We start from the raw sequence: 25,864 nt of genomic DNA, 5'->3' as shown, positions 1-25,864 counted from the left end.
TATTGCCTATTTTTACCATAGAGCAATGAAGTACATCTTATATTTATTGATTTTTATTTGTTCCGCTTTCGCGAAAGCGCAACTGGAATCCTCCTACTGGTATTTTGGGATCAACGCCGGTATTGATTTTAACACAGGCAATGCTGTAGCAATTAATGATGGACAATTAATAACTGGAGAAGGTTGTGCCACCATCTCAGATGAATTTGGCAATTTATTATTCTATACAGATGGCTCTTTAGTATACGATGCCGCTCATATCCTTATGCCTAACGGGGCTGGCCTTAAAGGAAACTCTTCAAGTACCAGCAGTGCCATAATCGTCCCATTACCTGGAAGTCCTAATTTATACTATGTTTTTACGGTAGATACTGATGATCTGGTCTATCGCAATACAGAAGGATTGCACTACTCAATCGTTGATATGTCTTTAAACGGAGGTACTGGGGATATTGATGTTTTAAATAAAAACACCAACCTATTACCTATAACTTCAGAAAAACTAACCGCTATTTCAAACGCTACAGGTGACGGATTTTGGATCATTTCGCAATTTCAAGATTTATTTTATTCTTATGAATTAACAGCCAATGGATTGAATACTACTCCAGTTATTTCTCAAGTGGCTCCATTTGTAGAGTTGATTACTGCAACTGTAACAAATGTAGATGTAGCTGCTATGCGTGGTTACATTAAAGTAAACGCTAGAGGTAATAGACTGGTTGCCGCTCATTTTTCAAATAACACCACGGCAGAGTTTACTGGCATTACAGATGTTTTAACAGCACGAAGTACTGCCTATACAAATGGCGGCGAGTTATACCTATACGACTTTGATAATGCTACAGGAATAGTATCAAATGCGCAACCCTTGTTGACAAGACAGGATGGTGGTTCCATTTATGGGGTAGAATTTTCTGGAAATGGACAGTTTTTATATGCAGAAGTGGATTATATGAATGCTTCTACGACTCAAATATTTGAGTTAATAAGAGGTGAGATTATTCAATATGACTTAACAGCCTCTAGCATTGCAAATAGTGCTACAGTTATTCATCAAGATAACATCACGCCTTTTAGAGGTGCACTGCAATTGGGACTGGACAATAAAATATACCATTCCAGACTTCAACAAAATGCCTTGAGTGTTATCAATAACCCCGATGATGCAGGAACCAATGCCAGTTATACGTTTAACTCTTTTCCGTTGACTCAAAATGCAACAGCATGGTATGGATTACCCATTTTTGTACAGTCCTTTTTACTGAACGGTGAAATTGAAGCAATAGATCACTGTTTTGGTGAAGAACAATCTTTTAGTATCAATACCCCAGCAAACTTAGTCTCCGTAAATTGGGACTTTGGAGATCCAGCCTCAGGAGTTGCTAATAGTTCCAGTGAACTAGTTCCTTCTCATTTATTTTCTGCTCCGGGATCTTATACCGTATCAGCTACCGTAGAAACCTTAGTACAAGTTTTTACCGTAACAACAACAATTGAGGTATTTGAGCAAGTTACTATAAATGGTTTTCCAAATGTATTAGAATTATGTGAAGAAGGTTTTGACGAGGCTTTATTTGATTTGACTGAAATTGGTGATCTTATTTCTACAAATAGCAATCAGACCGTAACCTATTATGAAACAGAGACAGATGCTTTAGCAAGTCAAAACTCTATTTTAAATCCTTTCAATTACACCAATTTATTCCCTACTCAAGAAATTTATATGAGGGTATCAAATGAAAACTGTTTCCTTATTTATTCATTTTTGATACAGATAAAAAATTGTCCTGTGGAGATTTTTAATGTAGTTACACCTAACGGTGATGGATTAAACGATACGTTCATCGTTTCTGGACTTTATAATATCTATACTAATCATAAAATGTATATATTTAGCAGATACGGACAAAAAATATGGGAAGGAAATAACAATTCTGGCGGATGGGACGGCACTTCTAATACTGGTTTATATAACTCAGGAGAAAGGCTTCCTACTGGAACTTATTTTTACGTACTGGAATTAAATGAACCTAACATTAAACCCAAAGCAGGCTATGTCTATTTAAGGTAAGCTTGATCATTCAATCACATAAAAAGATGAAAAAACTATTACTTCTAACCTTAACTTTAACTCTTAGTTTATCGCTCACTGCCCAAAATGAATCTTCTTGGTGGATTTTTGGTGATGGGGCTGGTGTAGAATTTACTCCTAACCCTCAAAATAGATCCAATACTCCAGCGGTACTCAATTCTGGATATGATACTGATGAAGGTGTAGCAGTAATATCAGATGACAATGGAAATTTATTATTTTTTACTGACGGTTCTACGGTATGGAATAGTAATGGAAACATTATGCCAAACGGAAATGGGCTTGACGGGAATTTTTCTTCAACCCAATCTGCAATAGTAGTCAAAGCTCCAGAAACCGCCGGTGTGTATTTTATATTTACTGTAGGTGCGGCTGGTGGAGGTCCTCTATCCTATTCAAGAGTTGAAATGGCTTTAAATGGTGGATTAGGTGATGTCGTTGGCGGAATTAAAAATATAGTTTTACTTCAAAGCTGTGCTGAAAAAGTTGCTGCAACTATTAAGACTGGTTCCAATAATGCCTACGTCATGACATTTGCTGAAAGTAATGCAACAGCACAAAATAATGGAACTGGAGACTTCAATGCACTTTTTACTTGGGAAGTAAGAGGTATTCCTGGTCCTAATATATCTTTCGTTTTCCCGACTCCCATTCCACAATCTTCTAATGCAAATCAAAGATGGTTTCCTACACCGGTTGGTGTTACTAGTGGTGACCGTGGCATGTTGCGTATCTCACCAGATGGCACCAAACTGGTCGTATGTAATCAAAACGGTGGTTTTGGCGGTACATCTTCCACCGGAGCATATTTATATGAATTTAATCCTGGTAATGGTCAGGTCAGTGGCTCAGGATTAACACTTCACACAGGTCCTGTTTATGGAGCAGAGTTCTCTGCCTCTTCTCAATACCTGTATCATGATGACAGCTCTTCCTATGGTTTTGGTGGCACTAAATTGATTTTTCAATATGAATTATGTGATGATGCCAATATACTTTCTTCCAAAACTCAAATTGCTAGTGTAGGTGAAGGAAGAAGCACATTGCAACTCGCAAAGGATAGAGAAATTTACGTCGCTAGGTTTGACCAAACCACCATCGGTAAAATTGAAAACTCAGAAACTCCTACTCCTACTTACAATCCAACCGCATTTGATATAAGTCCAGGAATAGGGAAGCAAGGCTTACCCGTATTTGTGCAATCCGACTTTCAAAGTTTCTTTACCGTAAGTGATCAATGTCAAGGTGACGCTACTGATTTTCAACTGGCTTGTCTTCCCCAAGTTGCCGCTTCTATGTGGGATTTTGGAGACGGTAATACATTATCTGTAACTGGACCAGGAGTGGTACAAAATAATTATGCAGGCGCAGGAACTTATACCGTTACCGTTAACGTAACTAACGTATCTGGAGATGTAAGAAACTTCACTCAAGACATCACTATTTTTGAAAATGGAATTGTTGATCCTATCGATACTACTTTATTAGACTACTGTGACGATGATGATTCAGGGTCTGAAATAGTTGATTTAACTCAATTTACAGCAGATGTTCTTGGAACACAAGATGCTGTTACTTTTGACATCAGTTACCACCCCAGCATGATGGATGCAGAAATGGATACGAATCCGTTACCTGATAATTATGATGTGGCTGTAGGTACCATTCAAATATGGGTGCGTATATCTAACAACACTTCTCCTATCGATGACGGTTGTAGCGCTATTGATTCATTTGACCTGACAGTAAGTACAACACCTAGCGTTTCAAACATTCCTGACTTTGAACTTTGCGACGACTCTAGCCAAGACGGTTTAGAAGATTTTGACCTTGCAGGTTACCTATCTGTCATTGAAAATACTGCTGGCAACCCTACCGATGTGGTCTATACACTTCATAATTCTCCATCGGATGCCGATATGAATATGGCTGCTATAGATACAAGTGTTCCTTATGCAAATACCACAAGCCCTCAAATAGTATATGTAAGACTTCAAAACACCAATGATGCAGACTGTTTTGGTACCGCTCCATTTAACTTGGTGGTACTAGACTTACCTTCTATTTCTACTCCTGTAGATATTGAAGTTTGCGATGACGCTCCTCTAGATGGTAGCAACTCCTTTACTCTAGAAGATCAAGATATACAAGTTGACCCTAGCGGTTTAAACACAGTAACTTATTATGACAATTTGAATGATGCTGATTCTGGAAACAACCCTCTGACCTCTCCTTACTCCGTTTCGGGAACAGAAGAACTGTTTGTAAGATCTGAAACGCCAGAGGGGTGTTACAACACGACAAGTTTTTTAATCACCGTTCAAGAAGCTCCTTCTATAGGAAACGCACCTGATCTGACTAATATTTGTGATGATAGTGTGGACCTTAATCAAAATCTATTTGAACTAAGCGTTCAAGATATTATCATACTAAATGGTAATAATCCAGCAGACTTTACGATAACTTACTACACGACAGATGCTGATGCTCAAGCCGGAACAAATGCACTACCCATTACTTATATTGTGCCATTTCAAGCAGGAGTTACAACCGATTTATTATTTGCTAGACTAGAAAATAATACTACTGGATGTTTCAATACGTCTGCATTTACCATCATTTTTGAAAGATGCGAGATCATTTTCCCTGAAGGATTTAGTCCTAACAATGATGGAATAAATGATACCTTCTCCATTCCAGGATTAGCAGAACAGTATAATAACTTTAACCTAAAGGTGTTCAACCGTAATGGATCTGTGGTTTATGAAACTTCTGCTTCTAATTATGAAGAGTTTGCAGGTATTCCTAATTCTGGTGCATTATCTGGTGATGGATTATTACCTACAGGCGTTTATTTCTTTGTGATTCAGTACAATGATGCTGATACACCAGACTCTGCTAGCTGGTTATACCTTAACTATTAGAGCTACCTAGTATCACCATTTCAAAAATCCCAGTTGTCTGAACTGGGATTTTTTTATAGTAATTTCTATTCCGCTTTCGCGAAAGCGAAATAATTATAATAATTATAAACTATAACGATTGAATTATTTATAGGTTTACTATGCGTGCATAACAAAAATTTGTATATTGCAGTATAATTTAGACCATGAGAGATAAAACTATTGATTACATTTTACGGGCCACATGGATGTCTGTATCAAAAATGTATAATGAACAAGCTTCTGTAAAAGGTAGTACAATGTCTACCGGATTTGCACTCATCAGTATTGATCCAGAAACTGGAACACCTAGTACTTCCTTAGGTCCAAAGATGGGAATGGAAGCAACCTCATTGTCTCGCACTCTCAAAATGATGGAAAACAAGGGTCTTATAGAAAGACGCAGAAATCCAGAAGATGGGAGAAGTGTCTTAATTCACCTCACAGATTTTGGTGTAGAGATGCGTAATTTTTCTAAATCAGTTGTTAAAACATTTGACCAAGTCGTTAAAGATGAAATTGATCCTGAAAAATTAGAAACTTTTCTAGAAGTTGCCTTTAAAATCAACGAAATAGTTAATTCTAAAAAAATATTCAAAAAACAAACTCTTGTAGCTCAAAAATAAAATGGGAAAACGTAGAATAAAACATGTAACCGTAATAGGTTCTGGAATTATGGGAAGCGGTATCGCCTGCCATTTTGCAAACATAGGTTGTGAAGTTCTTCTTTTGGACATCGTTCCTAGGGAACTTACTGATAAAGAAATAGCAAAAGGTCTTAGCCTAGAAGACAAAGTCGTTCGTAACCGTATGGTTAATGATCAGCTTACGGCTTCTATCAAAAGTAAGCCAGCACCGCTATATAATCAATCATTTGCCAGTAGGATTTCCACTGGAAACTTGGAAGATGATCTTATTAAAATAAAAGATACCGACTGGATTATTGAAGTTGTTGTAGAAAGGTTGGACATTAAAAAGTCCGTTTTTGAACAAATTGAAAAGTACCGCAAACCAGGAACTTTAATTACTTCAAACACTTCTGGAATTCCTATTTCTTTCATGAATGAAGGACGTAGTGAAGATTTTCAGAAACACTTTGCAGTCACTCACTTTTTCAATCCGCCGAGATATTTAAAATTATTTGAAGTAGTTCCAGGTCCTAACTGTGATCCTGATGTGACCGACTTCTTAATGGAGTATGGTGAGAAATACTTAGGGAAGACCTCTGTTCTCGCAAAGGATACTCCTGCGTTTATTGGAAACCGAATTGGTATTTTCTCTATACAAAGCTTGTTCCATACGGTAAAAGAAATGGGATTGACCGTTTCTGAAGTGGATAAACTAACGGGACCAGTTATAGGTCGTGCAAAGTCAGCTACTTTTAGAACAGTAGATGTGGTAGGATTAGACACTTTGGTACATGTTGCTAATGGTGTTTATGAAAACTGTCCTAATGACGAGCATAAAGACACTTTTAAACTTCCTGATTTCATCAATACCATGATGGAAAACAAATGGTTAGGTTCTAAAACCGGTCAAGGTTTTTATAAAAAGAATGTTTCTAAAGATGGTGAGAAAGAAATTCTAGCTTTGAACCTCGATTCCATGGAATATGAGAATCAACCTAGAGCTAAGTTTGCTACTCTAGAATTGACCAAATCAATCGATAACGTAGCTGACCGTTTTCCAGTACTGATAAAAGGAAAAGATAAAGCTGGTGATTTCTATAGAAAATCATTTGCTTCCTTATTTGCATATGTACAACATAGAATTCCTGAAATATCTGACGAACTATACCGTATCGATGATGCGATGAGCGCAGGTTTTGGATGGGAACATGGGCCGTACCAAGTTTGGGACGCTGTAGGCGTTTCTAAAGGTTTGGAACTCATGAAAGCGATCGGTAAAGAACCAGCGGCTTGGGTAACGGAGATGCTTGAAAATGGTTTTGAATCTTTTTACACCGTTAAAGACGGAGCGACTTACTACTACTCCATTCCAGATAAAGATTATGTAAAGAAACCTGGTCAGGATGGTTTTATCATTCTAAATAATTTACGTGCTAATACTCCAGTATTTAAAAACTCTGGTGTTACTGTGCATGACATAGGGGACGGAATCCTCAACGTAGAATTTACTTCTAAAATGAATTCTATAGGTGGAGATGTTCTTGCAGGAATGAATAAAGCCATAGACATTGCCGAAGATCGTTTTGATGGTCTTGTCATAGCAAATAACGGTGCTAATTTCTCTGTAGGAGCAAATATCGGTATGATATTTATGATGGCGGTTGAGCAAGAATATGACGAGCTGAACATGGCCATCAAACAATTCCAAGACACGATTATGAGATTGCGTTACAGTAGTATTCCTACTATAGTTGCGCCGCATCAAATGACTTTAGGTGGTGGATGTGAAATGACCATGCACTCAGATGTTGCTGTTGCCAGTGCAGAGACTTATATAGGTCTAGTAGAATTTGGTGTAGGTGTGATTCCTGGTGGTGGTGGATCTAAAGAGATGGCTTTACGAGCCAGCGACACTTTTGAGAAAAATGACGTGGAATTAAACAGACTTCAAGAATACTTCCTTACAGTAGGTATGGCAAAGGTCGCTACTAGTGCCTACGAGGCATTTGATTTAGGTATCCTTAGAAAGGGGATAGATCATGTAATTGTAAATGATCATAGACGTATCGCTTTCGCAAAAGCACAGGCAAGATTATTAGCTGATAAAGGCTATACACAACCTGTGTTGCGTAAAGATGTAAAAGTGTTAGGAAAGCAAGCCTTAGGAATGTTTCTTGTAGGAACTGATGCTATGAAAGCTGGGAAATACATTAGCGAGCATGATTTAAAAATAGCTAATAAACTTGCCTATGTAATGGCTGGTGGTGATTTAAGTGCTCCTACTCTAGTCTCAGAACAATACTTACTAGATCTAGAACGTGAAGCATTCTTAAGTCTTACGGGCGAAAGAAAAACACTGGAAAGACTTCAACACATGATACAGAAAGGAAAACCTTTGAGAAACTAAGCTTGTGCTTAGTTAATGACGACAGACGATTGACTACTCATATAAATATAAAATGATTAACCATAATTTTAGAAAATTGAACATCTGGAAAGATGAAATCCAAGTGGCAAAGGAAACTTATGCTATGACGAGATTATTTCCTAAAGAAGAGCGATATGGGTTAAGTAGTCAGATACAACACTGCTCGGTCTCTATACCTTCAAATATTACAGAAGGATCTGCGAGATCGACCGATAAACATTCCAAGCAATACCTAGAAAATGCTTTAGGCTCTTCATTTGAATGGGAAACACAATTGATCATCGCATTTGAAATCGAGTATATATCAATAAAAACTTTCGAGCATCTAGAAAACAAAATTCAGCATATTCAGAATCAGATTATAAAATTCATGAATAGCTTCAAATAATAAAGTCAGTCGTCGGTCGTCTCAAGTTTTTCACTAGAAAAACGAGTCAGCTGTCGGTGTAAATAACCAGAATATGAGCAAAACAGCATATATAGTAGCCGCAAAAAGAACGGCCGTAGGAAAATCAGGTCGAGGTGTTTTTAGATTTAAAAGACCGGACGAACTAGCAGCAGAAACAATTCAAGGAATGTTGAAAGATCTTCCAGAATTTGATAAAGGACGCATTGATGACATGATCATCGGTAATGCGATGCCGGAAGCTGAGCAAGGTCTTAACATGGCACGTCAGATTTCGCTTCTTGCACTAGATAGAGTAGATGTTCCTGGTATCAGTATTAATAGATGGTGTGCCTCTGGACTAGACGCCATCGGTGCAGCTGTTGCGAGAGTACAATCTGGAATGGCTCAATGTATAGTGGCTGGTGGTGTGGAAAGTATGAGTTATGTTCCTATGGGTGGATACAAGCCTGCTCCTGCTTATAGCTTAGCTAAGCAAGGCCACGAAGATTATTATTGGGGAATGGGACTTACGGCAGAAGAAGTTGCTAATGATTATAAAATTTCTAGAGAAGAGCAAGATCAATTTGCTTACGATTCTCACATGAAAGCCTTAAAAGCTCAGGCTGAAGATCGTTTTCAGGATCAAATTGTGCCTATCGATGTAGAAGAAACTTATCTGGACGAGAACGGTAAGAAAAAGACAAGAACTTATACGGTAACTAAGGATGAAGGCCCTAGACAAGGAACAAGTATTGAAGCGCTTGCAAAGCTACGTCCAGTTTTTGCTGCTGGTGGTAGTGTAACCGCTGGTAACTCTTCACAAACTAGTGATGGTGCTGCATTTACCCTTGTAATGAGTGAAGAAATGGTAAAGGAATTAGGCATCAAACCTATTGCAAAATTGGTGAGTTTTGCTGTCGCTGCAGTAGAGCCTAGAGTTATGGGTATAGCCCCTATAATAGCAATCCCAAAAGCTCTTAAACAAGCAGGACTTAAAAAAGAAGATATGGCACTTATTGAATTGAATGAGGCTTTTGCCAGTCAATCAGTTGCTGTAGTTAGAGAGCTTGGACTCAACAAAGATATTGTTAATGTGAATGGTGGAGCTATTGCATTAGGTCACCCTCTAGGGTGCTCAGGTGCTAAATTATCGGTACAAATCTTTGATGAAATGCGCAAAAGAGGTCATCAAGGAAAACATTGTATGGTAACCATGTGTGTTGGAACTGGACAGGGAGCTGCTGGAATATTTGAGTTTTTAAATTAGTAGTTAGTATGTAGTAGTTAGTATGTAGATCTTTTGAGCTAAAGCTCTTCTTAGATACTAATAATACTATTTGCAGAGTAGAGTTTTAAAAAATCCGCTTTAGCGAAAGCGAAATTCTAACAATAAATAAATGTAAAACGAATAGTATGCATCAATTCGAGAAACTAAAAATTTGGCAAAAGGCGATGGACTTGGTAGTTGATGTATATAAATCTACACAGAACTTTCCAAGTGAGGAAAAATTTGGTTTAACCTCTCAAATGAGAAGAAGCGCTGTATGCATACCGTCAAATATTGCAGAAGGTTCTGGAAGAGATAGCGACAAGCAATTTCAATATTTTTTAGGAATTGCCTCTGGCAGTACTTCAGAGTTGATAACGCATACATTCTTGTCAGAAAGGCTTGATCTAATTGACACGGTATCAACAAAAAGAATAGTTGATCAATGTGTCGAAATAAGTAAAATGAATAGAGCACTTTACAAAACCTTGTCAAAGACAAAATCATAGTCATTATCTAGGAATGATAAATCCTAACGTCTAAATACTAACAGCAAGTTTACTTGCGTACTAAATACTAATTACTATTATGAGCACAGAAACACAAGAAAAAGAAAAGAAAATGATCCGCGGCGGACAGTTCGTTGTAACTGAAACTGCTGCAGAAGATGTGTTTACCCCTGAGGATTTCACGGAGGAACAACTAATGATGAAGGAATCCGTTCGCGATTTTGTGGATAAGGAAATTGTACCGCACAAAGAACGCTTTGAAAAGAAGGATTACGCGCTTACAGAAGAAGTAATGCGAAAGGCCGGAGAAATGGGATTCTTGGGAATCGCTGTTCCTGAAGAATACGATGGTTTAGGAATGGGATTTGTTTCTACCATGTTGGTATGTGATTACATATCTGGTGCAACTGGATCTATCGCAACAGCATTTGGAGCACATACAGGAATAGGTACCATGCCTATAACTTTATATGGAACGGAAGCACAAAAGCAAAAATATGTGCCAAAACTCGCTACTGGTGAGTGGTTTGGAGCATATTGTCTTACAGAGCCGGGCGCGGGATCTGATGCCAACTCTGGGAAAACGAAAGCAGAACTTACAGAAGATGGCAAGCACTACAAGATCAACGGTCAAAAAATGTGGATCTCAAACGCTGGTTTTTGTAATGTATTTATCGTATTTGCAAGAATGGGCGATGATAAAAATATCACGGGCTTCATCGTTGAAAATGATGCTAGCAATGGGATTACTATGGGTGAGGAAGAGCACAAATTAGGCATTCACTCTTCCTCGACTCGTCAAGTATTCTTTAACGACTGTATGGTTCCTGTAGAAAATCTGCTCGCTGGTCGTGGTGAAGGTTTCAAAATCGCTATGAATGCATTGAACGTAGGTCGTATCAAACTAGCTGCGGCTTGTTTGGACGCACAACGTCGTGTCATCTCATTAGCAACTCAATATGCTAACAATCGCGAGCAGTTCAACACTCCTATTGCTAAGTTTGGTGCGATACGTAAGAAGTTGGCAGACATTTCTACCAATGCTTATGTAGGTGAAAGCGCTTCGTACCGTGCGGCAAAAGATATTGAAAACAGAATCCACAAACGTCAGGAAGAAGGAGCCACTTTTGCGGAAGCAGAACTGAAAGGTGTGGAAGAATTTGCCATTGAATGTTCCATTCTCAAAGTAGCGGTTTCTGAGGATATGCAGGAGTGTGCTGATGAAGGAATCCAGATTTATGGTGGTATGGGCTTTAGCGCCGACGCTCCCATGGAATCGGCTTGGAGAGATGCTCGTATCTCACGTATTTATGAAGGTACTAACGAGATCAACCGCATGCTAGCGGTAGGAATGCTTGTTAAAAAAGCAATGAAAGGTCATGTGAACCTCTTAGAGCCAGCAACGGCCGTAGGTCAAGAATTGACTTCTATACCATCGTTTGATACTCCTGATTATACGCAGCTATTTGCTGAAGAAAAAGAAATGCTAGGCAAACTCAAGAAAGTATTCTTGATGGTTGCTGGTAGCGCTGTTCAAAAATTAGGAACAGAATTAGAAAAGCACCAACAATTATTGCTGGCCGCCTCTGATATCTTGATCGAAATCTACATGGCAGAAAGTGCTGTTTTGAGAACAGAGAAGAATGCAAACAGATACGGTGAAGAATCTCAAAAAGAGCAAATCGCTATGTCCCAATTGTACTTATACAAAGCTACTAAAATCATCCAAGCGAAAGCGGAAGAAGGAATCGCTGGTTTTGCAGAAGGTGACGAGCAACGCATGATGTTGATGGGTTTAAAGCGCTTTACTAAGTATGCAAACCTACCTAACGTGATCGAATTGAGAAATACCATTGCTGATAAAGTAACGGATGCCAATAAATATCCTTTCTAGGAATTTTAAACCAAAATTAAATAGAAGCCGCTTACTACCATTAGTAAAGCGGCTTTTTTTATTTTGCGCTTGCAATTACTATTATATTTACAAAAAATAAATGGAGACTGAAATTGTTTCAATGTGGCGCTGGAATTGAGAATAACTTTAAAACATTTAATTCTTAATAAATCCTAAACATGGATTGTACAACCTTCATTTAACTTTGCCCATTATGAAAGAACTACTCAATAAATTTAATTTAGAAAAAGGATTTGAACTGATCCTAGAATACGGAATCCCTGTACTGAAAGCGCTTGCGATATATATCATAGGTGGCTGGCTTATCAGTAGGTCAGTGAAGTTAACCAATAAGTTTATGGAGGCTCGTAAGTATGAAATGACGCTTCAAAAGTTTTTTATTAATATCATGACTTGGGTGCTATGGATTCTACTCATCGTTGCCATTGTAGGAACTCTAGGTATTGAAACCAGTGGTTTTGCAGCAATGCTTGCTGCTATGGGTCTTGCCATAGGTCTTGCCTTGCAGGGATCGCTATCCAATTTTGCCGGCGGTGTCCTTCTTTTATTATTCAAACCGTTTAGGGTAGGCGATACCGTGGAAGTTCAAGGTATTACGGGAATAGTTCAAGAAATTGACATTCTGCAAACCAAGGTGCTGATGTTTAATCGAAAAACAGCCATTATTCCTAACGGCCCCTTGCTCAATGGTAATATTATCAACTTTGATACTGAAGGAATTTTAAGGTGTGAAACTATGATAGGAGTTAGTTATGATGCAGACATCCCTAAAACCTTAGAAATACTTACAAAACTATGTACAGACCATCCTTTAGTACTTAAAGATCCAGCTCCTGTAGTTCAGGTTTCCGAAAATGCTGGCAGTTCTATAAATATTATAGTGAGGCCCTACACCCTTCCAGCTGATATGTGGACCGTCCACTTTTACTTGCAACAAAACTTTAAACCTACACTCGATTCTATAGGCGTTGAGATCCCTTATCCTCATCAAGTAGAAATTCGTAAAAAAGAATAACTATAGAACCCTATTGCAAAAATTCAAAACCTGCTCTTTTCTAGTGTAGGTTTTTTTGTTTTGTAATTTTATCATCATTTTAATAAAAGCCAGAAAAGGTTCGGCTATCTTTCTTTGACTTTTATAAAGTTTGAATTTATGATATACAAAGTAAACTTATTAGACGTGTCCTCCATTAATGAAATTGATGGAAAATGGTCGCATGAGGATTATATAGAATTACTAGACCTTTTTGAATTTGGCGATCCTGGAGACGCCACTGATAATGATCTTAAGGAATTGCTCTATATGGCAATTACCGATTTTGAGCCTCAGGAAGCTGCTGCTCTTATACTCCAACACCAACTAGGAAAGGAACTAAATGAAGGGCAAATAGAGCAAATTTCTCACGACATGCTCAAAGAAAATGTTGCTGAACATTACTCTGACATCTCCTTTCATTCCAGATTGTTTGATATTAATGAATTGCTCTACAAAGCATATAATGGAAAATTCCCGCATGCAAAAGCAAGCGTTATAAAAGTAAAACTCGTTCCTCATCATAAAACTGATATCCTTATGGACGAAGCTATTGCTCTTAAATGCCTCGCTCCTATTATTACCGACCACGCGGTACTTAAACGCTTGTATAAAAACCAGCTGGCAGGAGAAGAAGAATTTGATGAAGCTGTAGATATCATCTGGTATTTCAAAGCTTTAGAAAACGATCAGTACGAAATTATTACCTCAGACTACTGGATCAATAATGCCGACTTCACTGCTTCAGAAATGGAAGTGACCATCGAAATAGAAGAATAACTAGTATTCAGAGTTGTTTTATAGGAGCAGCTTTTTTTTATTCTCGCTTTCGCGAAAGCGAGTCATATCCTATCTTTAAATAAAATTTTAACTATGAGAATTATAATAATAGCCTTATTATTAAGCGTTAATGCAATTGCACAAGTACCTACAGATCACCAGATGGATCTTTACAACATCATTGATGAAGTCAGTGCAACTCGTATTGAAAAAGATGTGAGAAAACTGGCTGGCTTTGGAACAAGAAACACCTTTTCAGATACTATCTCTAATACTAAAGGAATAGGTGCTGCTAGAAGATGGATCAAAGCAGAGTTTGATAAAATATCAGCAGACTGTGGTGGCTGTCTAGAAGTGTTTTATCAGAAAGATTATGTGACTAAAAAAATGGGAAGTCGTATTCCTAAGGATGCTTGGGTGGTAAACGTAGTAGCTATTCAACGTGGTTCTAAAAACCCTAATCATATGGTAATGATGAGTGGTGACATTGATTCACGAGCAAGTGATACCATGGATTTCACTACAGATGCTCCTGGAGCAAACGATAATGCCAGTGGTATGGCAGGAACTATTGAAGCAGCAAGGGTATTGAGTAAGCGCAAGTTTAAAAACAGTATTGTTTATGTAGGATTAAGTGGTGAGGAACAAGGACTCTTCGGAGGTAAGGGACTTGCAGAATATGCTCAGAAAAAAGGATGGAATGTCATAGGCTTTTTAAACAACGATATGATAGGAAATATAACGGGTGTCGATGGAGTGACTGATAATCGCGAGTTCAGGATTTTCTCAGAACCTACAGATCCTACAGAAACAGAAAGACAAAGAAATGGAAGACGTTTCTATGGCGGTGAAGTAGACGGAATTTCTAGACAGTTAGCCAGATACATACACAAATCTGTATCACATTATATGCCTGAAATGAAACCGATGATGGTGTATCGATTGGACCGTTTTGGCCGTGGTGGACACCACAGACCTTTTGCTGACCTTGGATTTCCAGGAATACGCATTATGGAAGCACATGAAAATTACACACAACAGCACCAAGACATCAGAACAGAAGACGGCATCAACTATGGAGATGTGGTGGAACATGTCAACTTTCCTTATGCAAAAAAATTAACAGCAGTAAATGCCATCAACCTTGCACAACTGGGTTGGGCTCCTACTCGACCACAAAATGTAAGAATAGGCGGCATTGTAGAAGCTGATGTAAAATTAAAATGGGACCAAGTAAAAGAAGCGGTGGGTTATAAAATCTATTGGCGAGATACTACAAGTCCTACCTGGGACCACTCTCGTTATGTAGGTGATATATCTGAGTTTACTTTAAAAGGTATTGTGATAGACAACTCGTTTTTTGGAGTAGCTGCGGTTGGAAAAGATGGTGTAGAAAGTATGGTGAGTTTTCCTAGTGGTGTTTTTAGATAAAAACTGAGTTTTCAACTTGTTAAAGCTCTTGGTTTTAAACACCAAGAGCTTTTTTTTTGGCTTTTGATTAAAATAGTGCTTTCTTTAGGAGTTGAAACTATTAAAATATACCCTGTAAAGGGTATTTCAATTTCCATTTATAAAAAGCATTTTTGACTCACTTTAGAAAATCAAACTATTATGAAATTTAAATTATCCATTCTCAGTTTATTTTTAATCCTTGTTGTTTCTTGTAAAGAGAAGGTAGACAAGAGTATGACATTAGATAATGAAAAAGATTCTATAGAAAAGAGTCCGAAAGAAGTTGATCATGATAGATTGTCTACATTAAAACATGACCCAATTAGCGGCATTTCTATGGTTGCGTATGACTTAAAATTGAATCAGGAAGATTCTTCCATCCAATACCTTATCGATAAGCAATATGGTGTAAAGCTTCAAATCAATTGGGAACTGAATGCTGCTGGTGATCATTATGTGGCTAAGAGCGGTCTTCTTACTACTTCTGATCTATCTATAAACCTATTAGCTCTTAATTACTGCTCAGAAACACAAGATCTAACTTACTTTTATAGTAAGAAAGAAGGTGGAGCAAATGAGTTGATCCTAGCTAATTTAGATCAACAATGGTTGACTTATAAAGGATCGGAAGATAAAATTTTTCGATTTGACACAACAGATCTTATCAGTTATTCTAGTAAACCTTGCGACAATTCTCACGATCACCAAGAAGGATCCCATAAGGAACATAAAAGTTTTGATGGAATAAAGGCTCATGATATTACTTCAACAGGTGGAGTGATCATTAGCAGTCTACCTTAAGCCATTCTTTTGAAATTTAAATCCTTACCTCTTCTCTATTCAATCGTAATGTTTTTACTATTGACAAGTAACGTATGGAGCCAGTCCTATACCAAGAGTGATGCTGTCAAACAGTTGTTAGCAGATAAAGATTTTAGCAGTGCTTATGATATTTTAATCCATATGGATTCTTTGAATTTTAATGATAAAGAAAAAGCCTTTTTAAAATTTGATTTTGCAAAAGTGTGTTTAGCTTTAGATAAACACGAACTAGCCTATTCCAATGCACTTCAAGCAAAATCTATATTTTCTTCGATCAATGATTTAGAATCCTTATTTGATATTAATAAATTACTCTTAGATGTTTTAGGTGTTTTACAAAAACCTACCACAGCTAAACAAGCAATTGTAGCAGAAAATTGCTCCATAGCAAATTTATTAAATGATGTTGAAAAGCAAATTTACTGTTATGGTAAAAAAGCATTGATAGCGATCGATCAGAAAAATTTTCAGGAAGCCGTACTTTTATTTCAATCTATAGATCAACTGGCTAGAAGAGAAAATAAAAAGGATCTTGTCATAAAAAATTTGTCTAATATAGGAGTAGCTCATTACCTCAACGGTAATTACGATAGCACTTTCCATTATTACAAACAAAAAGAAGAGTTGCTAAAAAAGAATAACGACATTGACGAGCTCGCATATCTTTATAATAATTTCGGTCAATTGTACAACCAGCTGGAAGATTATCCCAATGCCATAAACCATTTCAATAAAGCACTAGAGCTGGAACTTACCAAAGAGTCGAAATCTACTCGCTTGATATTTATTGAAAACATAGCCACTTCTTATGCTAATAATGGAGATTTTGAAGAGGCATCTAAAAGTTATGCAGAGTTGAATACATTAAGGGATGAATTAGAACCCAACCAATTGATGAGTGTTATTCAAGAATTGGAAACCAAGTATCAAACAGCAGAAAAAGAAAAAAATCTTTTAATCTCTGAAACTAAAAGTCAAAAGAGACTTTCCACTATTTACTTTATTACCACAGCAGCAATAGCTTTATTGCTCCTAAGTGGATTATTCTACAACAATCAACGCAAGAGAAAACTACTGGCCCAAAAAGAACACGAATTAGAAAAAAGACGAGCAGATGCGGTTCTAAAAAACCAAGAACTGGCCACTATAGATGCAATGATATCCGGTCAGGAAAAAGAACGAAAAAAACTGGCTGAAGAACTCCATGACCACCTGGGAAGTTCCTTGACCACCGTAAAATTATATTTTGAAAACCTGAAGTCCAACGTAAAGGATAAACAAGGTCTAGAAGTATATTACCGTACTGAAAAAATACTGGATGACACCTATGAAACTATAAGATCCATGTCCCATACAAGGAACAACGGCGTGTTAGCTAGTAAAGGTCTTATTCCCTCTGTAGAATCATTAGCGTATAAAATATCAAGCAGTGGTGAGTTACATGTAAATGTGATACATCACGGACTTGATAAAAAATTAGAAAGCAGTTTAGAACTTGTCATTTTTAGAACCGTACAAGAATTATTGAGTAACGTAGTAAAACATGCTAAAGCCACAGAATGTTTCGTTAATCTCACTTCCTATGAAGATAACCTTAATATTATGGTAGAAGATAATGGTATAGGGTTTAACGCCACTCATCTAATAGAAAATGACGGTATGGGTTTACATAGTATTGAAAAACGCATTGAACATCTAGAGGGGAGTTTTGAAATAGATTCTCATCTGGGAAGAGGCACTACCATAAACATAGATATTCCATATTATGATCAACCTACTAATAGCTGAAGACCACGAGTCTCTGATGGATGGATTGGAATTGTTATTTCAATTTGATGAAGAAATAAAAATTATCGGAAAAGCAAAAGACGGTAAGGAACTACTAGAACTATTGATTCATAAAAAACCTGATGTGTTGCTTACGGATGTTAGTATGCCACGTATGAACGGAGTAGAATTGTGTGATAAAGTCATCAAAAATTACCCTGATGTGAAAGTCATCGCTTTTTCTATGTTTGAAAATGAAGAAGCCATTAAAGACATGATTAAAGCTGGTGCGCAAGGCTATATTTTAAAAAGAAGATCATTAGAAGAAGTTCGGAAAGCTATTATAAGTGTTCACGGTGGAGAGCGCTATTTTGATCCCTCTATTGATCTGGCATCCATAGAAAACTTTGAAAAATCAAAAACTAAAACCATTCTTTCGCCTAGTGAGCGCGAGATACTCAAATTAATCGCTCAAGGAAAAAGCTCCTCTGAAATCGCCGCAGAACGCTTTACTGCGGTAAGCACCATTGCAAAACACCGCAAGAATATGATTCAGAAACTAGGACTTCAAGGAAAAGGAGAGTTAATGCGCTATGCATTATCACAGTATAAGTATTATAAATAAAATACAGTGACCCTCTTGAATTTACTTCTCAAATTGGCATTTGACCTATGATTTAACGAGATATACCCTCCATAGGGTATTTTATTAACCTTATAACTAACTTAAATTTACCACTCCAATATGGATTTAGCCAACCTTAACATATCAACATTTTAGGGGAAGAAAGTTCATTTCACAATGACTTTCTCAAAAAACTGTCAGATACTTCTGGCAGTTTTTATTTTACACCTATTTTCAGTTTAGCTTCTGCTATAGTATACACTCCTTAAACATTTTCTCAAATGCAATAGCGAATCGTTCCTTCTTCCTTGTTACTGTTATACTTTAAAAGAGACCTATGATAGGCAATAATTGTATATTTGATATGCTAAAAGTCATTAGAAATGAAAGCTATCAAATACATTATCATTCTACTACTCATCTTTACCATTGGAGGTGCTGTATATTTTTCACTTAAAGACGGTAAATACGATATTACCCAAACTCGCGTCATAGATGCACCAGCCTCTGTGATATACAAGCAAATAGAGGATTTTAAACAATGGGAGAACTGGAATCCATGGCTAAAAGAGGAAGAAATTACTTCGACTATGGGAACACAAACCCAAGGTGTAGATGGGAATTATTCTTTTACTGATGACAATGGAAATGGGAAAGTGACCATCACAGGTGTGGAACCCAATAAATCCTTGACAATGAATATGTTTTACGATAACGGCATCACCAGTTCTAATAGTGATGTGGTAATAGGTTTAGAACAAGTAGAAAATGGCACTCAAGTGACTTGGAATATGAAAGGCGAGCAAGGCCTTGTAGACAAGGCTATAGCAACGATTTTCGGTATTAAAATGGAAGAAGAAATCAAGCCTAAATATAAAAATGGCCTTGAAAATTTAGATGATGTGGTGACAAAAAGTATGACCGTAAATTCATCATACGTAGACGGTATCATAGAAACTGGGGGCGGTTATTTCTTATATATGTCCTCTAGTTCAAAAAAAGAAAACTTTCAAGAATTAAAGACTCAAATGCTTCAAAACATCATGTCCTATATGCAGCGCAACAAAATAGATATGTACGGCATGCCTCGTATTATCTATGAGAAAATAAACACCTTTAACGATAATATGATTTTTTCTGCAGCAATACCCGTTCAAAATAGAGAAATCACCGCTACCGATAGCAACATATTGTGTAGCTATCAGGAACCTGGGAAAGCGGTAAAGGTGACTTTGAAAGGAGCTTATAGCAACATCGATGAAGCTAGGAAAAAAGGGGAAGAGTTTATTGATCAAAACGGATTGTTAAGATCTGAAGAAGCACCTTATGAAATTTATAAAACAGACCCGATGCTAACTCCTAATCCAGCCGATTATCTGACAGAAATATACTTACCTATTCAATAAATGAAAGCATTATTACTTGTTTTTTTAGGCGGTGGCTTAGGCAGCAGTCTGCGATTTTATTTTTCTCTTATAGAAAATAGTACCAGTCTTAAATGGATCCCTACCATTAGCGTCAACATTTTGGGATGCTTATTATTAGGTGGCTTTCTAGCAGCTTATCAAAAAGAACAACTCGCTCATCATTGGTATATTTTACTAGGAGTCGGTTTTTGTGGCGGTCTAACTACTTTTTCCACCTTTAGTGCAGAGCTTTTCTTATTGCTTAAAAACAACGCTTATTATTCTGCCATTCTATACCTCGTATTGAGTGTCGTATTAGGAATTATTGCAGCTGGACTGAGCTACTTGATGGTAGAAAAATGGATAGCCTAAACCCCTTTATCTAACTAAAATATAAGGTTTTTGTTTTCCATATAAATGTAGTTTTCTTACCTCCATATAGTTCCAAGTACCGCAGGATACTATGTATACTAATTCCGCTTTCGCGAAAGCGGAAAAAATAAAACCTCTCTACAAGGAAAAGCTTTTGAATCAAGTTCCAACTTTGAAAAATCTAGTGCACGATCAACTTCTCCACCTTCTCTCCTACGTCACTTTTAACAGTCACAAAGTAAATACCAGAAACCAGTTGTGCTAATTCCACACGCTGCTCGTTAGAAATTCCTGTAAACTGCGTTTGCGAAATCATTCTACCATGCATTTCTGTGATGCTGACGCTTTTTATAGGATTGTTTGCCGTGATCTTGATGAACTTATGAGCGGGATTAGGATAAAGCCTGATGCTGCTGTCTGTTGCTTCTCCTGTGCTTGCTGTGGTCATGACCCTTATTGTTTCTTTCTTCTGTAATGGTTCTAGACTGCGCTCGAACTGACATCATACTTGCACCGACAACATAGAACAAAAAAGCGCAAATCTTACGATTTGCGCTTTTTAGAATAAAGGGAACCTGGAAGGATTCAGATCCCAATCTGTATCAGGATCAGCGATCTCTACCGGTTTACTTGGTAAAACAAAGAGCCTGCTTACATGTTTCGGCGGTATTGCCCACCTACTTCAAACAACGCCTCTGTGATCTGTCCTAGTGTACAAATCTTTGTCGCTTCCATCAAATGCTCAAAAATATTGCCTTGTTGCACAGCTGCATCTTGGATTCTAGAAAGTTGTTCTTGTTGCGCTTTCGCGTGAGCGGCATGTAAATTATTCTTAGTTGCAATTTGAGCTTGCTTCTCTTCTTCCGTTGCTCTAATCACCTCAGCAGGTAAAACAGTTGGACTTCCTTTGGAACTTAGGAAGGTATTCACCCCTATGATTGGAAATTCGCCTGTGTGTTTTAACATCTCGTAGTGCATGGATTCTTCTTGAATCATACTGCGCTGGTACATGGTTTCCATCGCGCCTAAAACGCCACCCCGCTCTGTAATGCGATCAAATTCTTCTAGGACAGCCGTTTCTACCATATCGGTTAACTCTTCTATAATAAAAGCTCCTTGAATAGGATTCTCATTTTTAGCCAATCCCAATTCTTTATTGATAATGAGCTGAATCGCCATAGCACGTCTTACAGATTCTTCTGTAGGTGTGGTAATGGCTTCGTCATAAGCATTGGTATGCAGTGAATTACAGTTGTCGTTAATTGCATAAAGCGCTTGTAACGTGGTACGTATATCATTAAAATCTATCTCTTGTGCATGTAGGGAGCGACCACTGGTTTGAATGTGGTATTTCAACATTTGTGCACGAGAATTGGCTCCGTATTTATGCTTTAACGCTTTAGACCAAATTTTTCTAGCCACACGACCGATAACAGAATACTCTGGATCGACACCGTTGGAAAAGAAGAAACTTAGGTTAGGACCAAATTTGTTGATATCCATACCGCGGCTCAAGTAGTATTCTACATAAGTGAATCCGTTTGCTAGTGTAAAAGCCAATTGCGTAATCGGGTTTGCTCCTGCCTCTGCAATGTGATATCCAGAGATGGACACACTATAAAAGTTACGTACTTTTTCTTCAATAAAATACTGCTGTACATCACCCATTAATCTAAGGGCAAATTCGGTTGAGAAAATACACGTGTTTTGTGCTTGGTCTTCCTTTAAGATATCAGCTTGTACAGTTCCACGTACCTGTGCGAGTGTTTCGGCTTTGATACGGGCATAGTCTGTTGGTTCAAGGATTTGATCTCCTGTAAGACCTAAAAGCATCAAACCTAAACCATCATTTCCTTCAGGTAATTTGCTGACATCTACCTGACCGTTTTTAGAATACACTTTATCGCCTTCAGCGTTTAAATAAGAAGGACGTTCTACTTTATTATCGTCATAAACTTCTTTAAGCTTTGCCTCTACTTGATCGCCTAATTCATTTTCAGTAATGAATCGTTCACAATTTTGATCAATAGCGGCATTCATAAAGAATCCTAATAGCATAGGGGCAGGACCATTAATGGTCATAGACACCGATGTCATAGCATGCGACAAATCAAATCCAGAATACAATTTTTTAGCATCATCCAAGCAGCAAATACTCACTCCAGCGTTACCGATTTTCCCATAAACATCTGGTCGCAATCCTGGATCGTTACCGTATAAGGTCACACTGTCAAAAGCGGTACTCAAACGTTTTGCAGGCATTCCCAAACTTACGTAATGGAATCGCTTGTTCGTACGTTCTGGTCCACCTTCACCGGCAAACATTCTAGTAGGATCTTCTCCCGTTCTTTTAAATGGATACAATCCTGCAGTATATGGGAACTCACCAGGTACATTTTCCTGCAAACACCATTTTAAGATATCGCCCCAAGCACTGTATTTAGGCAAAGCAACTTTAGGAATCATCTTATGAGAAAGTGATTCGGTATGTGTTTCAATCTTGATGACTTTATCACGTACTTGAAACTCATAAATGGGTTGCTTGTACTTATTTACTTTTTCATCCCAACCCGTTATAACTTCCCAGTTATAAGGATCGAGATCTTTTAATGATTTGTCGAATTGAGCGATTAAGAGATCCATAAAATTTGCATCATCTGCAAGTGTTTGTGAGATGATGTATTCTTCATTTAATCCTTTTTCTGTAATTAAACGTTCTCGACTCTCGCTCGAACTAGCATTCTCGTTTTGGTCTAGTAAGGTATTGATTGTTTGATAAACCCCATATAATTTCTGGGCCACTTTAGATTGTGCGTCTGACGTGTTATCGTAGGCTCGGTTGCTTTCGGCAATTTCACTTAAATAACGAGTACGCGATGGTGGGATCACAAATATCTTCTCACTTTGTGCTTTGTTGAGTTCATTTATAGAACTTAAATCCACACCTGTTTTCTTAGTAACCTCAGCCATTAATACCTCGTACAAAGCATTCATTCCAGGATCATTGAACTGGCTAGCAATCGTTCCGTAAACTGGAAGTGTGCTGGGATCGTCATGCCATAAATTATGATTGCGCTGGTATTGTTTTTTTACATCTCGTAGTGCGTCTAAAGAACCGCGCTTGTCAAATTTATTAATCGCTACCACATCAGCAAAGTCCAGCATGTCAATTTTTTCCAACTGTGTCGCCGCACCAAATTCTGGTGTCATTACATATAAAGAAACATCGCTGTGGTCTAGAATTTCTGTGTCGCTCTGCCCTATTCCGCTGGTTTCTAAAATAATTAAATCATAGTTGGCTGCTTTTAAAACGTCCACCGCTTCTTGCACATGTTTAGAAAGCGCCAGGTTGGACCTTCTCGTTGCTAGTGACCTCATGTAAACGCGATCGTTATTGATGGCATTCATGCGTATTCTGTCTCCTAAAAGTGCGCCACCAGTTTTACGTTTTGATGGATCTACTGATACAACCCCTATATTTTTATCTGGGAAATCGACTAAAAATCTACGGATCAATTCGTCTACTAAGGATGATTTTCCAGAGCCACCAGTCCCTGTTATCCCTAGTACTGGCGCTTGTTTTTCTGTTTTCTCTGCTTGTGCAAAGTGTTTTACAAAATCTTCATGCCTATTTTCGGCTAGAGAGATCAATCTTGCTATGGTAGGAACATGATTTACGAGTAGTTCTCCGTTTAATTTCGCTTTCGCGAAAGCGGGAACAGCAACATCACATTGCTGCACCAAATCATTGATCATTCCCTGCAATCCCATAGCGCGTCCATCATCTGGTGCATAGATACGAGTAATGCCATAATCCATCAGTTCTTTAATTTCTGATGGGAGAATCACGCCACCACCACCACCAAAAATCTTGATGTGCCCAGCGCCTTTTTCTACCAATAAATCACGCATGTATTTAAAATACTCATTGTGACCACCTTGATAAGAAGTTAGAGCTATACCGTTTGCATCTTCTTGAATAGCAGTGTTCACCACTTCTTCTACGCTTCTATCGTGACCCAAATGAATCACTTCACAACCGGTAGATTGTATGATGCGTCGCATGATATTAATCGCAGCATCATGACCGTCAAAAAGGCTGGCAGCCGTTACGATACGTACTTTATTTACGGGAATATAGGGTGTTTGATCTTGCATTATGAACTTCTCATTTTATGGAATGCAAATTTACGAAATCGATAACGGAGTTTGATACAGCATAATTAAACTTTTACATTTATTTATCGTCAAAAGCTTATTCTTGTGAAATGAAAATTTTGATTATGAAGTATTCTACTTATTTATTGATGTTGATATTAGTTTTATTATCAGCTTGTAACTCTACTGATGACAACGTTTTTATTCCTCTAGAAGGAACTTATTTCCCTCCCTTAACAGGAACTACTTGGGAAACTACAAATCCTGCAACACTTGATTGGGATACACAAAAAGTTACTGAGCTTCAAATGTTTCTTGAGCAAAATGAAACTCGCGCTTTTATAATACTGGTCGACGGGAAAATAGTCTTAGAAAATTATTGGAATACTGATTTACAAGGAAATCCATTTACTGCAAATAGCAATTGGTACTGGGCAAGTGCCGGAAAATCGCTTACGGCTACTTTAATAGGTATTGCACAAGAGGAAGGCAGCTTAAATATCAACGATAAAACATCTGATTATTTAGGAACTGGCTGGACGGGTATGACAGCAAACAAAGAAGATTTGATCAGCATTAAAAACCAGCTCTCCTTTACTACGGGAATTGATTATAATGTGCCGAATGCAGATTGCACTGCGCCAGCTTGTCTTAATTATTTAACCGATGCTGGAGGTCAATGGTATTACCACAATGGGACCTATACCTTGTTGCATAGGGTTTTAGAAAATGCTACCGGGGTTACTAATAACCAATTCACAAATACAGCAATTCAAGATAAAATAGGTATGGATGGATCTTGGTTGAGCACCAACGGTTTAAACGAAGTATACTTCAGTACGGCGAGAAGTGCCGCACGTTTTGGCTTATTGACTTTAAACGAAGGAATTTGGGAGGACACAAGAGTTTTAGGAGATACGGCATATTTTAGAGCTATGACAACTACATCTCAATCTATCAACCAGTCTTATGGTTACCTATGGTGGCTCAACGGAAAGGATTCTGTGGTATTTCCTGGATCTACAGCTGTTGTTCCATCGTCAGTAACACCATCTGGCCCGGCTGATATGTTCAGTGCTCTGGGTAAAAACGGTCAATTTATAGACGTTGTTCCTAGTTTAGATATGGTCGTGATACGTATGGGCGATACCTCAGCTCAGGAGCCTGTTCCTATTTTATTTCATGATGAAATATGGGCAAAGATTATGGATTTGATGGAGTGATAATACCTTAAACTCCTGCTCCATTAAAACATATTTATAAATATTTTTAAGCT

19 protein-coding genes are annotated in these 25,864 nt (G+C 37.7%); 17 read left to right on the top strand and 2 right to left on the bottom strand.

All coding sequences use genetic code 11. The features are described 5' to 3' along the window. Positions 1–25: 25 nt before the first annotated feature. The 16 genes from F0365_RS11875 (at position 26) to crcB (ending at position 20,430) form a co-directional block, all read left to right on the top strand. Positions 26–2,074: a gliding motility-associated C-terminal domain-containing protein gene (locus F0365_RS11875; protein ID WP_169933885.1), complete on the top strand. Its 2,049-nt coding sequence runs from the start codon at positions 26–28 to the stop codon at positions 2,072–2,074. 26 nt (positions 2,075–2,100) lie between these two features. Further along, entirely contained in the window at positions 2,101–5,019 is a 2,919-nt protein-coding gene (locus F0365_RS11870; RefSeq protein ID WP_169933884.1) for a gliding motility-associated C-terminal domain-containing protein, read from the top strand. A 185-nt stretch (positions 5,020–5,204) separates the two neighbouring features. Continuing rightward, a complete protein-coding gene (locus tag F0365_RS11865) occupies positions 5,205–5,663 on the top strand; it encodes a MarR family winged helix-turn-helix transcriptional regulator (RefSeq protein ID WP_169933883.1) in 459 nt (152 codons plus the stop codon). A gap of 1 nt (position 5,664) precedes the next feature. After that, positions 5,665–8,073 carry a 3-hydroxyacyl-CoA dehydrogenase/enoyl-CoA hydratase family protein gene (locus tag F0365_RS11860; protein ID WP_169933882.1) on the top strand — a complete coding sequence of 803 codons (2,409 nt, stop codon included), beginning with the start codon at positions 5,665–5,667 and terminating at the stop codon, positions 8,071–8,073. A gap of 52 nt (positions 8,074–8,125) precedes the next feature. Further along, positions 8,126–8,482 (top strand): four helix bundle protein, encoded by a 357-nt coding sequence (locus F0365_RS11855; RefSeq protein ID WP_169933881.1) that lies wholly within the window; start codon positions 8,126–8,128, stop codon positions 8,480–8,482. A gap of 73 nt (positions 8,483–8,555) precedes the next feature. Next, positions 8,556–9,749: an acetyl-CoA C-acyltransferase gene (locus tag F0365_RS11850; protein WP_169933880.1), complete on the top strand. Its 1,194-nt coding sequence runs from the start codon at positions 8,556–8,558 to the stop codon at positions 9,747–9,749. A 146-nt stretch (positions 9,750–9,895) separates the two neighbouring features. After that, positions 9,896–10,258, top strand: a complete 363-nt coding sequence (locus F0365_RS11845; RefSeq protein WP_169933879.1) for a four helix bundle protein — start codon at positions 9,896–9,898, stop codon at positions 10,256–10,258. Positions 10,259–10,337: 79 nt separating this feature from the next. Then, positions 10,338–12,152, top strand: a complete 1,815-nt coding sequence (locus tag F0365_RS11840) for an acyl-CoA dehydrogenase family protein (protein WP_169933878.1) — start codon at positions 10,338–10,340, stop codon at positions 12,150–12,152. Positions 12,153–12,366: 214 nt separating this feature from the next. Then, complete coding sequence (locus tag F0365_RS11835) at positions 12,367–13,188, top strand: mechanosensitive ion channel family protein (RefSeq protein ID WP_169933877.1); 822 nt, start codon at positions 12,367–12,369, stop codon at positions 13,186–13,188. A 138-nt stretch (positions 13,189–13,326) separates the two neighbouring features. Continuing rightward, a complete protein-coding gene (locus F0365_RS11830; protein WP_169933876.1) occupies positions 13,327–13,986 on the top strand; it encodes a hypothetical protein in 660 nt (219 codons plus the stop codon). A gap of 93 nt (positions 13,987–14,079) precedes the next feature. Further along, positions 14,080–15,417 (top strand): M28 family peptidase, encoded by a 1,338-nt coding sequence (locus tag F0365_RS11825; protein WP_169933875.1) that lies wholly within the window; start codon positions 14,080–14,082, stop codon positions 15,415–15,417. Positions 15,418–15,597: 180 nt separating this feature from the next. Next, the gene (locus F0365_RS11820) at positions 15,598–16,239 is read left to right on the top strand and encodes a hypothetical protein (protein WP_169933874.1); all 642 of its coding nucleotides are present in this window, start codon (positions 15,598–15,600) and stop codon (positions 16,237–16,239) included. 48 nt (positions 16,240–16,287) lie between these two features. Next, complete coding sequence (locus F0365_RS11815; protein ID WP_169933873.1) at positions 16,288–18,048, top strand: sensor histidine kinase; 1,761 nt, start codon at positions 16,288–16,290, stop codon at positions 18,046–18,048. After that, complete coding sequence (locus tag F0365_RS11810; RefSeq protein WP_169933872.1) at positions 18,026–18,652, top strand: response regulator transcription factor; 627 nt, start codon at positions 18,026–18,028, stop codon at positions 18,650–18,652. Before F0365_RS11815 ends, F0365_RS11810 begins: the two co-directional genes overlap by 23 nt. 383 nt (positions 18,653–19,035) lie before the next feature. Beyond that, positions 19,036–20,058 carry an SRPBCC family protein gene (locus tag F0365_RS11805; RefSeq protein ID WP_169933871.1) on the top strand — a complete coding sequence of 341 codons (1,023 nt, stop codon included), beginning with the start codon at positions 19,036–19,038 and terminating at the stop codon, positions 20,056–20,058. Beyond that, positions 20,059–20,430: a fluoride efflux transporter CrcB gene (gene crcB / locus F0365_RS11800; protein ID WP_169933870.1), complete on the top strand. Its 372-nt coding sequence runs from the start codon at positions 20,059–20,061 to the stop codon at positions 20,428–20,430. A gap of 181 nt (positions 20,431–20,611) precedes the next feature. Here the strand turns inward: crcB and F0365_RS11795 are convergent, their stop codons facing one another. Together F0365_RS11795 and F0365_RS11790 are read right to left on the bottom strand one after the other, a co-directional pair. Further along, positions 20,612–20,878, bottom strand: coding sequence for a T9SS type A sorting domain-containing protein (locus tag F0365_RS11795; RefSeq protein WP_169933869.1), 267 nt, complete (start codon positions 20,876–20,878; stop codon positions 20,612–20,614). A 203-nt stretch (positions 20,879–21,081) separates the two neighbouring features. Further along, the gene (locus F0365_RS11790; protein ID WP_169933868.1) at positions 21,082–24,588 is read right to left on the bottom strand and encodes a methylmalonyl-CoA mutase family protein; all 3,507 of its coding nucleotides are present in this window, start codon (positions 24,586–24,588) and stop codon (positions 21,082–21,084) included. Positions 24,589–24,713: 125 nt separating this feature from the next. On the opposite strand from F0365_RS11790, the gene F0365_RS11785 reads away from it, so the two are divergent. Further along, positions 24,714–25,811, top strand: a complete 1,098-nt coding sequence (locus F0365_RS11785) for a serine hydrolase domain-containing protein (RefSeq protein ID WP_169933867.1) — start codon at positions 24,714–24,716, stop codon at positions 25,809–25,811. Positions 25,812–25,864: the final 53 nt, after the last annotated feature.

It is taken from the genome of Nonlabens sp. Ci31 (genome assembly GCF_012974865.1).
In the GTDB taxonomy this organism is placed as follows: Bacteria; Bacteroidota; Bacteroidia; order Flavobacteriales; family Flavobacteriaceae; genus Nonlabens.
This window is presented reverse-complemented; position numbering and strand designations above follow the sequence as displayed.

What these genes read in the sequence shown, in the direction of transcription:
- F0365_RS11845 (WP_169933879.1), top strand. Translation starts at nt 9,896, where the DNA reads ATGCATCAATTCGAGAAACTAAAAATTTGGCAAAAGGCGATGGACTTG.
- F0365_RS11875 (WP_169933885.1), top strand. Translation starts at nt 26, where the DNA reads ATGAAGTACATCTTATATTTATTGATTTTTATTTGTTCCGCTTTCGCG.
- F0365_RS11835 (WP_169933877.1), top strand. Translation starts at nt 12,367, where the DNA reads ATGAAAGAACTACTCAATAAATTTAATTTAGAAAAAGGATTTGAACTG.
- F0365_RS11810 (WP_169933872.1), top strand. Translation starts at nt 18,026, where the DNA reads ATGATCAACCTACTAATAGCTGAAGACCACGAGTCTCTGATGGATGGA.
- F0365_RS11850 (WP_169933880.1), top strand. Translation starts at nt 8,556, where the DNA reads ATGAGCAAAACAGCATATATAGTAGCCGCAAAAAGAACGGCCGTAGGA.
- crcB (WP_169933870.1), top strand. Translation starts at nt 20,059, where the DNA reads ATGAAAGCATTATTACTTGTTTTTTTAGGCGGTGGCTTAGGCAGCAGT.
- F0365_RS11840 (WP_169933878.1), top strand. Translation starts at nt 10,338, where the DNA reads ATGAGCACAGAAACACAAGAAAAAGAAAAGAAAATGATCCGCGGCGGA.
- F0365_RS11825 (WP_169933875.1), top strand. Translation starts at nt 14,080, where the DNA reads ATGAGAATTATAATAATAGCCTTATTATTAAGCGTTAATGCAATTGCA.
- F0365_RS11815 (WP_169933873.1), top strand. Translation starts at nt 16,288, where the DNA reads ATGTTTTTACTATTGACAAGTAACGTATGGAGCCAGTCCTATACCAAG.
- F0365_RS11820 (WP_169933874.1), top strand. Translation starts at nt 15,598, where the DNA reads ATGAAATTTAAATTATCCATTCTCAGTTTATTTTTAATCCTTGTTGTT.
- F0365_RS11860 (WP_169933882.1), top strand. Translation starts at nt 5,665, where the DNA reads ATGGGAAAACGTAGAATAAAACATGTAACCGTAATAGGTTCTGGAATT.
- F0365_RS11785 (WP_169933867.1), top strand. Translation starts at nt 24,714, where the DNA reads ATGAAGTATTCTACTTATTTATTGATGTTGATATTAGTTTTATTATCA.
- F0365_RS11855 (WP_169933881.1), top strand. Translation starts at nt 8,126, where the DNA reads ATGATTAACCATAATTTTAGAAAATTGAACATCTGGAAAGATGAAATC.
- F0365_RS11870 (WP_169933884.1), top strand. Translation starts at nt 2,101, where the DNA reads ATGAAAAAACTATTACTTCTAACCTTAACTTTAACTCTTAGTTTATCG.
- F0365_RS11805 (WP_169933871.1), top strand. Translation starts at nt 19,036, where the DNA reads ATGAAAGCTATCAAATACATTATCATTCTACTACTCATCTTTACCATT.
- F0365_RS11865 (WP_169933883.1), top strand. Translation starts at nt 5,205, where the DNA reads ATGAGAGATAAAACTATTGATTACATTTTACGGGCCACATGGATGTCT.
- F0365_RS11830 (WP_169933876.1), top strand. Translation starts at nt 13,327, where the DNA reads ATGATATACAAAGTAAACTTATTAGACGTGTCCTCCATTAATGAAATT.
- F0365_RS11790 (WP_169933868.1), bottom strand. Translation starts at nt 24,588, where the DNA reads ATGCAAGATCAAACACCCTATATTCCCGTAAATAAAGTACGTATCGTA.
- F0365_RS11795 (WP_169933869.1), bottom strand. Translation starts at nt 20,878, where the DNA reads ATGACCACAGCAAGCACAGGAGAAGCAACAGACAGCAGCATCAGGCTT.